Origin of the sequence: Nocardia sp. NPDC051832 (assembly GCF_040681285.1) — a bacterium.
Taxonomy (GTDB): domain Bacteria; phylum Actinomycetota; class Actinomycetes; order Mycobacteriales; family Mycobacteriaceae; genus Nocardia.
This window is the reverse complement of record NZ_JBFAYL010000001.1, coordinates 1,286,481-1,299,861: the sequence shown is the minus strand read 5'-3', so window position 1 is coordinate 1,299,861 and position 13,381 is coordinate 1,286,481. Positions and strand designations below refer to the sequence as shown.

Annotated in this window: 14 protein-coding genes; 5 read left to right on the top strand and 9 right to left on the bottom strand. The window is 68.2% G+C overall.

Translation table 11 applies throughout. From position 1 onward, the window contains the following. Window positions 1-54: 54 nt before the first annotated feature. From AB0M14_RS05750 to AB0M14_RS05735, 4 genes are read right to left on the bottom strand one after another with little or no spacing between them, the layout of a single operon-like run. Entirely contained in the window at window positions 55-597 is a 543-nt protein-coding gene (locus AB0M14_RS05750) for a copper resistance CopC family protein (protein ID WP_364989197.1), read from the bottom strand. An 8-nt stretch (window positions 598-605) separates the two neighbouring features. Further along, the gene (locus tag AB0M14_RS05745) at window positions 606-1,262 is read right to left on the bottom strand and encodes a YcnI family protein (RefSeq protein WP_364989195.1); all 657 of its coding nucleotides are present in this window, start codon (window positions 1,260-1,262) and stop codon (window positions 606-608) included. A 46-nt stretch (window positions 1,263-1,308) separates the two neighbouring features. Then, on the bottom strand, window positions 1,309-1,923 hold the full coding sequence (locus tag AB0M14_RS05740) for a hypothetical protein (RefSeq protein ID WP_364989192.1): 615 nt from the start codon (window positions 1,921-1,923) through the stop codon (window positions 1,309-1,311). 7 nt (window positions 1,924-1,930) lie between these two features. Beyond that, entirely contained in the window at window positions 1,931-2,551 is a 621-nt protein-coding gene (locus AB0M14_RS05735) for a DUF6474 family protein (protein WP_364989190.1), read from the bottom strand. Window positions 2,552-2,729: 178 nt separating this feature from the next. Between AB0M14_RS05735 and AB0M14_RS05730 the strand changes: the two genes are divergently transcribed. The 4 genes from AB0M14_RS05730 to AB0M14_RS05715 all read left to right on the top strand — a co-directional run bounded on the left by AB0M14_RS05730 (window position 2,730) and on the right by AB0M14_RS05715 (window position 8,215). Then, complete coding sequence (locus AB0M14_RS05730; RefSeq protein WP_364989188.1) at window positions 2,730-4,451, top strand: TM0106 family RecB-like putative nuclease; 1,722 nt, start codon at window positions 2,730-2,732, stop codon at window positions 4,449-4,451. A 24-nt stretch (window positions 4,452-4,475) separates the two neighbouring features. Then, complete coding sequence (gene htpG, locus AB0M14_RS05725; protein WP_364989186.1) at window positions 4,476-6,434, top strand: molecular chaperone HtpG; 1,959 nt, start codon at window positions 4,476-4,478, stop codon at window positions 6,432-6,434. A 210-nt stretch (window positions 6,435-6,644) separates the two neighbouring features. Beyond that, on the top strand, window positions 6,645-7,172 hold the full coding sequence (locus tag AB0M14_RS05720; RefSeq protein ID WP_364989184.1) for a peptidase: 528 nt from the start codon (window positions 6,645-6,647) through the stop codon (window positions 7,170-7,172). Between the two features lie 317 nt (window positions 7,173-7,489). Beyond that, window positions 7,490-8,215 (top strand): TMEM165/GDT1 family protein, encoded by a 726-nt coding sequence (locus AB0M14_RS05715; RefSeq protein WP_364989181.1) that lies wholly within the window; start codon window positions 7,490-7,492, stop codon window positions 8,213-8,215. A gap of 21 nt (window positions 8,216-8,236) precedes the next feature. Here the strand turns inward: AB0M14_RS05715 and AB0M14_RS05710 are convergent, their stop codons facing one another. Beyond that, on the bottom strand, window positions 8,237-8,908 hold the full coding sequence (locus tag AB0M14_RS05710) for a TetR/AcrR family transcriptional regulator (RefSeq protein ID WP_364989179.1): 672 nt from the start codon (window positions 8,906-8,908) through the stop codon (window positions 8,237-8,239). Between the two features lie 88 nt (window positions 8,909-8,996). Then, a complete protein-coding gene (locus tag AB0M14_RS05705) occupies window positions 8,997-9,881 on the bottom strand; it encodes an SDR family NAD(P)-dependent oxidoreductase (protein WP_364989177.1) in 885 nt (294 codons plus the stop codon). 174 nt (window positions 9,882-10,055) lie between these two features. Between AB0M14_RS05705 and AB0M14_RS05700 the strand changes: the two genes are divergently transcribed. After that, complete coding sequence (locus tag AB0M14_RS05700; RefSeq protein WP_364989175.1) at window positions 10,056-10,823, top strand: SDR family NAD(P)-dependent oxidoreductase; 768 nt, start codon at window positions 10,056-10,058, stop codon at window positions 10,821-10,823. Window positions 10,824-11,011: 188 nt separating this feature from the next. On the opposite strand, the gene AB0M14_RS05695 is transcribed toward AB0M14_RS05700, so the two are convergent. From AB0M14_RS05695 to AB0M14_RS05685, 3 genes are all read right to left on the bottom strand, one after another. Beyond that, window positions 11,012-11,830, bottom strand: a complete 819-nt coding sequence (locus tag AB0M14_RS05695; protein WP_364989172.1) for a methyltransferase domain-containing protein — start codon at window positions 11,828-11,830, stop codon at window positions 11,012-11,014. 101 nt (window positions 11,831-11,931) lie between these two features. Further along, window positions 11,932-12,615 (bottom strand): DUF1361 domain-containing protein, encoded by a 684-nt coding sequence (locus tag AB0M14_RS05690; RefSeq protein WP_364989170.1) that lies wholly within the window; start codon window positions 12,613-12,615, stop codon window positions 11,932-11,934. 137 nt (window positions 12,616-12,752) lie between these two features. Next, window positions 12,753-13,376 carry a superoxide dismutase gene (locus tag AB0M14_RS05685; protein ID WP_364989168.1) on the bottom strand — a complete coding sequence of 208 codons (624 nt, stop codon included), beginning with the start codon at window positions 13,374-13,376 and terminating at the stop codon, window positions 12,753-12,755. Between the last annotated feature and the right edge of the window lie 5 nt (window positions 13,377-13,381).

Here is a 13,381-nt window from a genome sequence, read left to right as displayed (position 1 = left end):
ACGGACAGGTCGCTCCGTGATTACGCCGCGCTACCGCCGCCGGGCCCAGCGTATTCACCGCCGCGCTTTACCTTTGCCGCCGAACAGCGCGAAGGCCAGGCCGCCGCCGAACAGGACGACCGCACCGGCGATGAAGACCCACAACGGAATTCCGCCGTCCTCCTGCTCGCCGTCGGCTTTCGCCGCGGCGTTCGCGCGCGGTCCCGGGGCGCCGGCCCCGGCCTTGGTCAGCGTGAAAGTCCTGGTGCCGCTGACCGGATGGCCGTCGGCGGAGGTGATCCGGTAGGCGACGGTGTATTCGCCGGCTGGACCTAGCTCGCCGACGTCCACGCTGACGGTGTTCCCCTCGACCACCGGGTTGCCCTTGGACCACAGGTTGCGGTCCGGCGGGCCGACCACGGTCAGCGATGGGAAGTTCGGCTGCAGTTCTTCGTTGAAGGTGATGGACACCTTGCCGGGGCTGGCGTCGATGCTGGCGCCGTCGGCGGGCACGCTGGCGACCGGCGCGGAGTGTGCCGCCGCCGGGCCCGCGCCGGCGACGCTGAACCCGAGCAGCAGCAGACCCGCGCCGAGCGCGCCGAGCACCCGGGTCGTCATGGCGCGCTTCACGACTTGCGTCCGCGGAGGACGTTGCCGAGGCCGAGCGCGACGGCGAGGATGCCGAGCGCGAGTCCGGCGCCGCCGAGCCAGCGCGCGGTGTCGTCGGTGGACTTCGGCGCGCTCGCGTCGGCGCTCGCGACCTTGTGGCCGTTCTCGGCGTCGTCCTTGCCGGCCGCCAAAGTCAGTGTGGGCGCGGGGTGTTCGGGCTCGGTGCCGTCGGACTTCGCCGGCTGGTCCCAGGCCACGACCTTGCCGTCGCTGTAGGTCTGCTTGGCCGGGAAGCTCACTGTCGCCTCCTTGGGCAGCGGGCCGACCGAGAGCACGAAGCGCTGGAACTGGCCCGGCGCGACACCCGGATTACCGGGGTCCGCGGTCCAGGTCACCGAGACGGCTTCCTTCTTGTCGTTCTTCTCGACCTTGGAGGTCCAACCCGGAATCGGCTCGGTGCGAGCGCTTTTCAGGTTCGGCAGGGTGACGGTGAGCGCGGTGGTCGAGGCGGTGTCGGACTCGGTCGGCACCCGGAAGGTCGCGACCGAGTACTTCCCCTGCTGGGCGCCGGGGGCGTCCACGGTGACGTGTGCGGCGGCGGTGCCGCCCGCGAGCAGAACCAGGCCGACGGCGGGCACGACCGCGCCGCAGGCACGCAGAACAGAACTACGCATGATGAAAAGCTTTCTCTCCGAAGGAAATAGCGAACAGGTACGGCGGTCAGGCCGGTACCGGCGGCGCGCGCGGGCCGATCGCGCCATTCGGATGAAAGCGATAGGAGGCGGGGCCGGGTGTGGTCCAGCCCGTGGCAGCGGCTGGGGGGCGAGGTTCGTGCGGCCGGGTCAGGGCAGCTCGAACAGCGCCTGAGGCAACAAGATAGAGTCGCCGCGCCAGCAGAACGAGTGCCGCGCAGAGCAGTGACGCGATGGCGTGCGCGGCCAGCATCCAGCCACCGGGCAGCTGTGCCCGGACCGGTTCGTGATCGTGTGCGTTGAAGGTGGAAAGCAGGCTGTGGCTTGCGAATTGCCCGGCCGCCAGCAGGGCCAGGATGCCGCACCGGCTCTGCCCCGAACGTGTTGCGGCAGCGGCGCTTCCAGTGAGCGCGGCCGCCAGCAGCACCAGTGCGCCCTCGGCCGAGCCCGGGAAGCCGCCACCCGCCGCGCCATGCGCGGCGACGGCGAGCGCGGCGACCAACGCGCCGACGAGCGCGCCGACCATGGCCCGGCCCGCTCCGTCGCCCAGGGCGCGCGGTGGCACCCGCCCTGCGGTTCCGGGCAACCGGACGACGGCAGCCGAGCGCACCAAACCGGTGCGCGCGGAAGCCGTCGTAGCCATCGGACCCTCAGCTGACGCCGAGGCGGGCGAGCACTTCGGTCTCGATGGTGGTGAGCTCGTGCGCGATCGAGGTGTGCACGGCGCGACGGCGCGCGGGCGGCATCTGCTCGGCGGTGCGGACGGCGGCGCTGAGGCTGTCCAGCCGATCGCGGGTGGCCAGGGAGAACTCGCCCTGATCGGTGATCTTCGCCAGGGCCGCTTCGGTATTGGCGATGCGGGCGTGCAGCTTCCCGCCGTGGCCGCTGAAATCGCCGAGCTGCTCGATGCCGATACCGAGCTGCTGGGCGCGGCGGGCGTCGAGCTGCGCGCGCACCATGGTGGCGGCGCGGTAGGCGAGCGGGGCGAGCACCGGCACCAGAATCCGGGCCACGCCAAGGTATTTGCGGACCTGGGCGGCGCTGAACGGATCACGCTCGGCCTTGGCCGCCAGCTTGTTGGCGGCCTTCTCCTCGGCCTGGAACGCGGCGATCTGCGCCTTGGCGACATCGCGCTGGGTGCGGGCTTCCGCGCGCTTGGCCTTGCGGGTGATCTTGGCCCCGTATTTGGCCTCCAAGGCGGCCTTGTGCTTGAGGGCTTTCGCCTCGGCCCGGCGGCTCGGCCGCCGCTTGCGCTTCGTGAACAACCCCATCGAAGGCCCTCCGTCATGCTGGTTCGCCACGGCGGATCGACGTGCACAAACGCCCGTCCGCCCATGTCACACGGTTTGCCAGTACCCTATCGGTTCCCCGGGCTTCGCTGCCATCGGGTGAACTCGCGCATGTCGGCCAGTGGGAGACATGTCGGGGGTAGGGACCATACTTGCCTACGTGTATTCGGGCATCGATGACCGCGACGGTCGCCATAACGACGCTTCGGCCGGGGATCGACCGGTCGGCGTCGATGCGTCCGCCAATGGTGTTCCGGTCCCTTTCATCGATGCGCGATCGCTGATCGGCTGCCGTCATCGGCTGCATCTGGATGCCGCCTTTCCGCGTGAGCTGACCGGCGTGGTGGAGGATCCGGGCGTGCGCCAGCGCCGCGAAGCCGCCGCCGCGCACCGCAACCGGGTGCGCGACGCTTTGATCACCGCGGATCCGGACAGCTGGCTCGTCATCGATCCCACCCTGACCGCCCAGGCGCGCGCCGAAGCCACCATGGCGGCGTGCGAGGCTGCGACACAGCACATTTGGGGCGCCCTGCTACCGCAGGAACCGGATACCGGCAGACGCGGCGGGTCCGAGATCCTGATGCGCGATCTGGACCGCGGCGGCTATATCCCGATCATCGTGGTCAACCACAAGGTCACCGATCCGCGCCGCCCCGAGCCCGCCGACTTCCACCCCACCACCTCCGACCCGTACGAGTGGAATCCGAAACCGGATCCGACCCGCAAGCTGCGCCAGCAGCCGCGCGATCAGCAGCGCCTCGCGCATCTGTACCGCATGCTGCAACGGCACGGCCTGGCCAGCCCGGCGCTGGTCGGCGGCGTCATCGGCTATCACCTGGACCGGATCCTGGTGCACGATCTCGGCCCGCTGCTCGACGACTACGACCACCGCTACGCCGACCGCATCGCGGTGGTGCGCGGGGAGCTGCCGACGATTCCGTCGAAGGTCCCCGAGTGCCGCCAGTGCCCGTGGTGGAATCGCGCCGCCCCCGGGTTGAGCAGCTGCGCCGACTGGCTGGCCGAGCATCGCGACGTCAGCCTGGTCGCGCCGGGGTCGCGCGCGGAGGTGCTGCGCGGGCACGGCGTGGAAACCATCGACGATCTGGCCGGCTGGACCGGCGAGGATCCCGACGACTGGCAGCACGGCCCGTTCGACGAGGCGGTGGTCACCGCCCGCGCCTGGATCGCGAACGCGCCGCTGGTGCGCCGCGTCGATCGGGTGTGGGTCAAGCGCGCCGACGTCGAGGTGGACGTCGACCTGGAGAGCTACCAGGAGTACGGCGCCTATCTGTGGGGCACGCTGCTGGACGGGGTGTATCGCCCGTTCGTCAGCTGGGATCCGCTGCCCACCGAAGACGAGGGCCGCTCCTTCGCCGAGTTCTGGACCTGGCTCATGCAGGTGCGCGCCGAGGCCGCGCTGGCCGGGAAAACCTTTGCCGCCTACTGCTATTCGCGCACCGCCGAGGACAAGTGGCTCTACGAGTCGGCGCGCCGGTTCGCGGGCCGGCCGGGTGTGCCGACGGTCGATCAGATCCGGGCGTTCGTGGACGGCCCGGAGTGGGTGGACATGTTCCAGGCTGTCTCCGACCAGTTCATCTGCCCGGCCGGCAAGGGCTTGAAGAAGATCGCCCCGGTGGCGGGTTTCGCCTGGCGCGATCCCGAAGCCGGCGGCGAGGCGTCGATGAGCTGGTACCGCCTGGCGGTCGGCTACGACGGCGAGCCGGACATGTCCCAGCGCACCCGCTTGCTCGAATACAACGAGGACGATGTGCGCGCCACCATGGTGCTGCGCGAATGGATGTGCCCGAAGCGACCTTCCGCGCACAGCGCCGACGTGGAAGTTCCGGGCCTGGAGGATTTCACGGTCCGCGTCGGGCCTTGAGTCGAGGACGCTAATATCTCCGGCGTGACAGAGCACGTCGAACAACTCGAGTTCCAGGCCGAGGCCCATCAGCTCCTGGAGCTGATGATCCACTCGATCTACTCCAACAAAGACTCGTTCCTGCGGGAGCTGATCTCGAACGCTTCCGACGCCCTGGACAAGCTGCGGCTGGAGTCCTACAAGGACAAGGATCTGCATGTCGACACCTCCGACCTGCACATCGAGCTGGAGGTGGATTCCGACCAGCGGATCCTGACGGTCCGGGACAACGGCATCGGCATGTCCCGCGCCGAGGTCGTCGACCTGATCGGCACCCTGGCCAAGTCCGGCACCGCGGAACTGCGCAGGCAGCTGAACGAAGCCAAGTCCGAGGCGGCCGCCGAGGAACTGATCGGCCAGTTCGGTATCGGCTTCTATTCGACCTTCATGGTCGCCGACAAGGTCGTCCTGACCACCCGCAAGGCGGGCGAAACCGAGGGCACCCGCTGGGAATCCGCCGCGGGCAGCTCCACCTACACCATCGAGACCGTCGCGGACGCGCCCCAGGGCACCGCGGTCGCCCTGCACCTCAAGCCGGCCGACGAGGACGATCACCTCTTCGACTACACGCTGGAGTGGAAGCTCCGCGAGATCGTCAAGAAGTACTCCGACTTCATCGCCTGGCCGATCCGGATGTCGGTGGAGCGCACCGTCACCGAGGGTGAAGGCGAGGAGAAGACCGAGAAGACGGTCACCGAGGAGCAGACCCTCAACTCCATGAAGGCGCTGTGGACCCGCCCCAAGAGCGAGGTCAGCGACGAGGAGTACAAGGAGTTCTACCGCCACGTCAGCCACGGCTGGGACGATCCGCTGGAGATCATCCCGCTCAAGGCCGAGGGCACCTTCGAATATCAGGCGCTGCTGTTCATTCCGTCGCACGCGCCGTTCGACCTGTTCACCCGCGAGCACAAGCGCGGCGTGCAGCTCTACGTCAAGCGGGTGTTCATCATGGACAACTGCGAAGAGCTGATGCCGGAGTACCTGCGCTTCATCAAGGGCGTGGTGGACGCACAGGACCTCTCGCTCAACGTCTCCCGCGAGATCCTGCAGCAGGACCGCCAGATCCAGATGATCCGCAAGCGCCTGGTCAAGAAGGTGCTCTCGACGGTCAAGGAGCTCCAGGGCGCGGAGGACCAGGAAAAGTACCAGACCTTCTGGAAGGAGTTCGGCCGCGTCCTCAAGGAGGGCCTGCTGTCGGACTTCGACAACCGGGAAACCCTGCTGCAGGTGAGCTCGTTCGCCTCGACGAATTCCGAGACCGAGCTGACCACGCTGGCGCAGTACCTGGAGCGGATGCCCGAGGGCCAGGACCAGATCTACTTCATGACCGGCGAGAGCCGTCAGCAGATCGAATCCTCGCCGCACATCGAGGCGTTCAAGGCCAAGGGCCGTGAGGTGCTGATCCTGACCGACCCGGTCGACGAGATGTGGGTCAGCTCGGTCACCGAGTTCGAGGGCAAGCCGTTCCAGTCCATCGCCAAGGGCGAGGTCGATCTGGAATCGGAGGAGGAGAAGAAGGCCTCCGAGGCGCTGCGCGAACAGCAGGACAAGGACTACGCCGACGTGCTGACCTGGCTCGGCAAGGCGCTGGACGAGAGCGTCAAGGAGGTGCGCCTGACCAACCGGCTCACCACCTCGCCGGCCTGCCTGGTCGGGGACAACTTCGACTTCACGCCGATGCTGGAGCGGATGTACCGGGCCTCGGGCCAGCTGGTGCCGGAGTCCAAGCGGATTCTGGAGCTGAACCCGACGCATCCGCTGGTGAACGGGCTCAAGGAGGCGTACTTCGCGCGGAAGGAAGACGCCGACGAGGGCAAGGTGCCGGAGCTGACCGAGACCGCCGAGCTGCTCTTCGGCACCGCGGTGCTGGCCGAGGGCGGCGAGTTGAAGGACCCGGCGCGTTTCGCGCACATCCTCACCGACCGGTTGACCCGCACGCTCTGAAAAGTTCTGGTTACGAATGGCCACCCCCGCGGGGGTGGCCATTCGTCGTAGCGGGGGTTTCGGCCGGGGTATTCCCTGGTACAGGAGTTGGCCGAGTGCACGGGAATCACACGGCTGGCACTCATTGGTACTTGTGTGCCAGGTGATGCCTAGTTCATTCTCTGACTCCAGGAGTTGGCGGAAAGCCGGTGCCAGAGGAACGGAGGCATCATGCGGACCAGTGGACCGATCGGCATCACGCCGTTTCAAGCGCGGGGATCTTTGCGGGGGTTCGTCATATCCGGGCGCTGGCCCGACACGACCAAGGAATGGGCGCAGGTGCTGGTGCTCGCCGTCCGGGTCGCGACGCTACCCGGCCTGCTGCACACCTCGACCGTCTTCGGCGTCCGGGAGGAACTGCCCGACGATCCCGCGCCCGACATGGTCGGCCTGGTGCTGGCCGAGGGGCCGGTGCTCGGGGAGCAGGCCGTGCTGCCCGGGAGGTTTGCCGAACATGTGCCACCGGCCCTGTTGATGCTCCATCCGCCCTCGGAAACCCGGCCCTCACTGCCGGAGTGCGCGGGCGCTGCCTCGGGCTGCGTGTTGCTGCCGGGCGTGCCGCATCTGGGGCTGGAGCATCGCGCGGCGTGGGTCGAGGCGGAGTCGGACGGGACCATCACTTCCCTGGTCAGCCGGGTCGGACTGGACCCGATCAGCGATCCCGACACCGCGGTTCTGGCTATGCTGCTGGCCGCGTGAGCGTGCCCTCGCGGCGCGGTAAGGGTACCCGAAATTTCCTGCGTCGCGGCCCAAACTTATTGTGCGCATTGCGATTTCGGTGACAGCAACTTGGCAACCGGACGGCATCCGGGTAGAGTCGGCAGCAGCGAAGGGGAGTAGCCCCCAATCACGCAGTCGACATACTGATCCACCGCTCAGATCGAGCCCGGGTCCGGTTGCGTGAACCGGTGACACACCGGTGGGCGAGACCTTCGGCCTGAACAACCATTCGTTGTCGGCCGGAGGCGTCCCCGTCTCCAGGCCGGCAGGCCGGAGACCTGGGAGCAACCACAATCATGATCGCCACGATATTGCTGAGTATCGGCATCGTCTTCTTGGCCGAGTTGGGCGACAAATCCCAGCTCATGGCCCTGACGTTCGCCCTGCGCTACCGGTGGTGGGTCGTCCTCGGCGGCATCGCGACCGCCACCGCACTGGTCCACGTCCTCTCGGTCGCGGTCGGGCACTTCCTCGGCGCTGCGCTGCCCACCACCGCCATCGCCCTGGTCGCAGCCCTGATGTTCCTCGGCGTCGGTCTCTGGACGCTCCGCGAGAACCTCGACGAATCCGCCGGCGACGAGCCGAACCCGCCGCGCTCCAGCAAGGCCCCCTACTTCGTCGTTCTGTCGGCCTTCCTCTTGGCCGAACTCGGCGACCGCACCATGTTCGCCACCGCCGCCCTGGCCACCGACAACAACTGGTTCGCCGTCTGGCTCGGCTCCACCCTCGGCATGGTCGCCGCCGACGCGCTCGCCATCGCGGTCGGCATCGTCATCGGCAAGCACCTCCCGGAACGGGCCATCGGTCTCGCCGCCGGCCTCCTGTTCCTCTACTTCGGCGCCGCCACCTTGCTCGCCGCCGTCCTCCCGGACCTCGGCCTGCTCCTCGGCGCCGCTTTCGCGCTCATCGCCCCAGCCATCGCGGGCGCGGTGCTCCTGAGCCGCCGGGCGCGCCGTCGTCCGGTCATCGACCGCGAGGACACAGCACTATCCGCGACAACACCCCGCCGATCGCAAGTGTGAGGTCGCCGTCCCGGTGTGGCGTCAGGGTAGGTCGCTTTGGGGGTCGGTGATGGCGGATCCGTAGAGGTCACCGCTACGGCGGACCAGCTCCAAGAGCGGTTCGCGCAGCGCGATCAGCCCTTCCAGATCGTCCGCCGCGATGCGGGTGGTGACCATGGCGCTGACGCCGGCGGCCAGAGTTTGGCAGGCGAAGCGCTGGGCTTCGGTATGGGCGCCGAGGACCTCGGCCATCAAGGCGACGAAGGATTCCTGCAACAGGGCGCGCCGGGCCACCGCCTTCGAGCCGGCGGCATACACCTCGACCAGGAACAGGCGGGCGTAGGCGGGTTCGGCGACCAGGCCCTCCAGGTAAGCGCCGAGAATCCGGCTCATCCGGTCCGGTTCGGCGGGCGCGGCGCCGTTCGGCGGAGCGGGGGGCTGGGCCGCGTGCGAGATGCGGGTCAGCAGGCCGCCGACGGCGCGTTCGTAGGCCGCTTCGAAGCAGTCCTCCTTGGAACGGAACTGCTCGTAGAAGGTCTCCCGGGACACTCCCGCGCGTTTGAGGATCACCGCGACCGAGGTGCCGACGTACCCGTTTTCCGCCATGGCTTCGGCCATCGCCTGCAGGATGCGTTCGCGCTGGGAGGCGATCACCTGCTCCCGCGGCAGGCCGTGGCGGCCGCGGGGTAGCTGGCGGGCGGCGGGCTGGGTCATTCGGCGGCTCCGGGATCGGGGTACGGGCAGGCTGCGGCTCCATTGAAACAGCTGCCTGTGGTGTGGTTCGCCGGTGCGTGCTGTGGGGTTACGCCGCGCCGCCGGATTTCACCCGGCGCGGCCGCCGGGGCTGATCGGTGGTGAAGGGCGCGTCTTCGGTGCGGGCGATCTCCAGCGCGGTCGCGACGCCGCCGCGCAGCGCGATATCGATGAGCCGCTGCGCGATCGCGCGCATCGGCAGCGCCACCGCCACCCACCACGGCGAGACCACCTGGCGCTTGCGGCGGGCGATGGCGCGTTCGATGCCGTCGATCGCCGGGCCGAGCGGCGCTACCCCGGACACCGTGGAGCGGCCGAGGATGGCGCGGGCCGCGGCGGTGCCGAAGCCGCGGGTGGTCATCTCGGTGTCGAGTTCGGCGAAGTAGGCGATGCCGACCTTGGCCCCGGTGTGCCGGATCTCGTGGCGCAAGGTGTTGCCGAGCGCCTCCACACCCGCCTTGGACGCGCTGTAGGCCCCGGCCAGCGGCAGATTCACCGCCGCCGCGAGCGAGGAAACGATCAGCACGTATCCACTCTCGTGCAGCACGTGCGGCCCGGCGGCCCGCAGCGTGTAATAGACGCCGAGGGTATTCACCGTGAGCGTCTCCTCCATCACCGCCGGATCACCCCCGAGCAACGGAAGTTGTTTGGCCACACCGGCATTGGCGATCACCACATCGAGCCCGCCGAGCTCGGAAACCAGCGTGTCCACCACCCGCTGCACCTGCGCCGGATCCCCGATATCGCAGTACCGCCAGGGCGCCTCCCCGCAATCCCGAGCCACTTCCGCCAGCAGATCCGGCTCGATCCCGAGCAGCGCCACCGCCGCCCCGCGCGCGTGCAGCTGACGCGCCAGCGCCGCTCCGATCCCGCGTGCCGCTCCGGTGATCAAGACTTTCCGGCCGCGAACCCCCGGGCCGGTGAACAGCTTCATGCGGGCGACGATACCACCGATGAACAGGTCTGTTCGTGAATAATTCGGCGTCACTTACCGGACAAAGAGCTGTCCTACCGGGGTGAGAAGGAGGGGTGCTAGGTCTCTCAAAGCGCAGGCGCTAGGGTGCAATTGACGAAAGGCCAACTGGCTGTCACGAACGAGAGGACCATCGTGGAGATTTCGGGTTCCGCCGCCATTGTCACCGGAGGCGCATCCGGCCTCGGCGCCGCCACCGCCAAGCGTTTCGCCGATGCGGGCGCCACCGTCTTCGGCCTGGACGTGCCGCAGTCGATCGAGCGCGCGGGCGACAACGTGCCGAAGGGTGTCACCCTCATCGCCGCCGACGTCACCAGCCACGACGAGGTCTCCGCAGCCGTCGCGCAGGTCGTCGAGTCCGGCGCGCCGCTGCGCGTGGTGGTCAACTGCGCCGGTGTCGGCTGGGCCGGGCGCATCCTGTCCAAGAACGGCCCGCACGACCTGGAGCTGTTCCGCACCGTCATCACCGTGAACCTGCTCGGCACCTTCAACGTCATGCGCCTGGCCGCCGACGCCATCGCCAAGACCGACACGGTCGACGAGTACGGCCAGCGCGGCGTCATCATCAACACCGCCTCCGTCGCGGCGTTCGAGGGCCAGATCGGCCAGATCGCCTACTCCGCCTCCAAGGGCGGCGTGCACGGCATGACCGTGCCGGCCGCGCGTGACCTGGCCCAGTTCGGCATTCGCGTGAACACCATCGCCCCCGGCATCATCGACACCCCGATGCTGGCCGGCGTCACCGAGGAGTACCGCAAGGGCCTCGAGGCCGGCGTGCCGTTCCCGTCCCGCCTGGGCCGCCCGGACGAGTACGCGCAGCTCGCGCAGTACATCACCGAGCACGACTACCTGAACGGCGAGACCATCCGCATGGACGGCGCGCTCCGCATGGCCCCGCGCTAGACGGGACAAAGCCTCCCTGCGGTCGGCTTTCGTCCCGACTATCGCGGTTTTCCAGTGGCACCGGGGGCGCTTCGCTTCCCCGGTGCCGCGCTGCTTCGGGCTTGCCTCGCTGCGCTCGGCGTTCACCCTGAGGTTTACGGAGAGCCTGGCTGCGCGTGACTCGATAAGGGTTGCGCGCAGTTTGTGTTCTAGGGGGTGGGTTTGTGCCCGATTCCGAGGAACGCGGTGGTTGCCAGGGGTGTTTTGGGGCGGTAGTGGGCAGCTAGGTGGGCCTTCATGAGTGCGGAACGCTCGGCCCATAACTCCTCGCCGAGGGAGCGGCGTAGCAGGACCAGGGGCGCGCTGCTGCGGGCCATCTTGTCCCACATCTCCTCCGAGCTGTCCCAGGCCAGTTCGGTGGTGTGGCGTTGGATGGTGACGCCCGCGAAGCCGGCTGCGCGCATTTCGGTGGCGAAGACCTCGGGGTTTTCCAGGCTCAGGTAGTTCGGTTGTGGCTCTTGGATAGTGGGGTCGGCGGCGGACATCGCGCCGAACATCATGCGCATCAGCGGTGATTCGATGACGGGGGCCCAGCTCGAGATCACCGCGACGCCGCCGGGGCGGAGCACGCGGAGCAGTTCGGCGAAGCCCTTGGTTCGGTCGGGGAAGAACATCAGGCCGAACATGGAGAAGCCCGCGTCGAAACCGTTGTCCGGGAACGGCAGCGCTTGACCGTCGCCCACGTGGGTTTCGATATTGGCGTGCCCGGCGGCAGCGGCGGCCTGGTTCAGCAGTTCGAGCATGTGCTCGGCGAAATCGAGGGCGGTGACCCGCGCGGCCTGACCTGCCGCGAGCAGGCTCAGCGTGCCCGGGCCGGCGGCCACGTCGAGGACCTGTGAATCCTGGGACAGCCCAGCCAATTCCAGGGCGCGCGCGGAGAACGGCTCCATGATCGCCAGCGCCTCTTCGGCGTAACCATCGGCGACGAGGTCCCACGGCTCGGCGGCGGCCAGGGGGTTTCCGGACATGTCTTCCTCCACGATCTACCCAACCGCCTCAGGCTACGCGGCTACCCCCCTCGACAACCACCACCTCATGCGAATATTGCTGTGCCCAAACGTGTCTGAAGTCACGCTCGGCGCAGGTCCGGTCGCCCCGCGACAGCCCGCAACCAGCGCGCACCGCGACCCGCGCTGAGCACCGCGGCCTCCACGACGGCCTTGGTCACGAAGTGCCCCACCGCGGTCGCCACGAACATCGCCGCGATCAGGATCGGCGCCCAGGACCAGGTCAGCGCCAGCAGCACGCGTTCGAAGGTATCGGCGGGCTGCACCACCGGCTCCCAGCTGTTGAGCCGGGTCCAGCGGCCGAGGAAAACGCCCACCGCGCAGAGGAAGTGCAGCGTCAGGTTGACCGGCACCCGCCAGGACGGCAATCCGACGCGGTCGAGATACCTCCCCAGTTGATCCAGCGCCAGGTAGTAGGCGAGGAACCCGGATCCGATGAACGCCAAGTAGACCGGCAGCACCGTGGTGACCACCGGCCCGTCGCCCACGAATTCGATGTCGTAGCGCAGGTGCACCAGATCCGTCACCACATACGGCGCGTTCGGCAGGAACAACACGAACAGCACGATGCCCGCCCACCACAGCGGTGAGCGCGGGAAATGCCTGTTCGCAGCAGGTTTGAAGCGGAAGATCAGTAGCGCGAGGAACACGGGAATCCACGCCAGAATCGTGTTCCAGGTCATCCAGAAGAAGTCCCGCCGAACAATATCCACCATGTTCGGCCCCACCCGTTCGAGCACATCCATGCCAATCAGGATGGGCGAGAGATCTTGGAACCGGCCGGGTCATCGGCCAAAGGCCACCAGATCTTCACTACTTCTCCACAGAACGCGGCAAGCCCGCGAACCACGGGGGTTCGCGGGCTCGAAAGCACGGGTCGGACTCAGCCGAAGATGAGGCCCTTGCCCTGGGCGACGGCGCGGGCGAAGCGATCCTGCACCTCGGCCCAGTTGACGACGTTCCAGAACGCCTTCACGTAGTCCGCCTTGACGTTCTTGTACTGCAGGTAGAAGGCGTGCTCCCACATGTCCAGGCCGAGCAGCGGGATGATGCCGAGCGGCACGTTGCCCTGCTGGTCGGTGAGCTGGAAGGTGAGCAGCTTGCCCGAGAGGGTGTCGTAGCCCAGCCACGCCCAGCCCGAGCCCTGCAGGCCGTTGGCGGCCGCGGAGAACTGCGCGACGAACTTGTCGAACGAGCCGAACTGATCGACGATGGCGGCCTCGAGCTCGCCGACCGGCTTGTCGCCGCCGTCCTTGGACAGCGTCTTCCACCAGATCGAGTGGTTGACGTGGCCGCCGAGGTGGAAGGCCAGGTTCTTCTCGTTCAGGAAGATGGCGGCGTGATCGCCGGATTCCCGCGCGGCTTCCAGCTTCTCCAGCGCGGCGTTCGCGCCCGCGACGTAGGCGGCGTGGTGCTTGGAGTGGTGGAGTTCGTTGATCTGCCCGGAGATGAACGGCTCCAGGGCGCTGTAGTCGTAATCAAGTTCTGGCAGCGTGTAAACAGCCACGATGT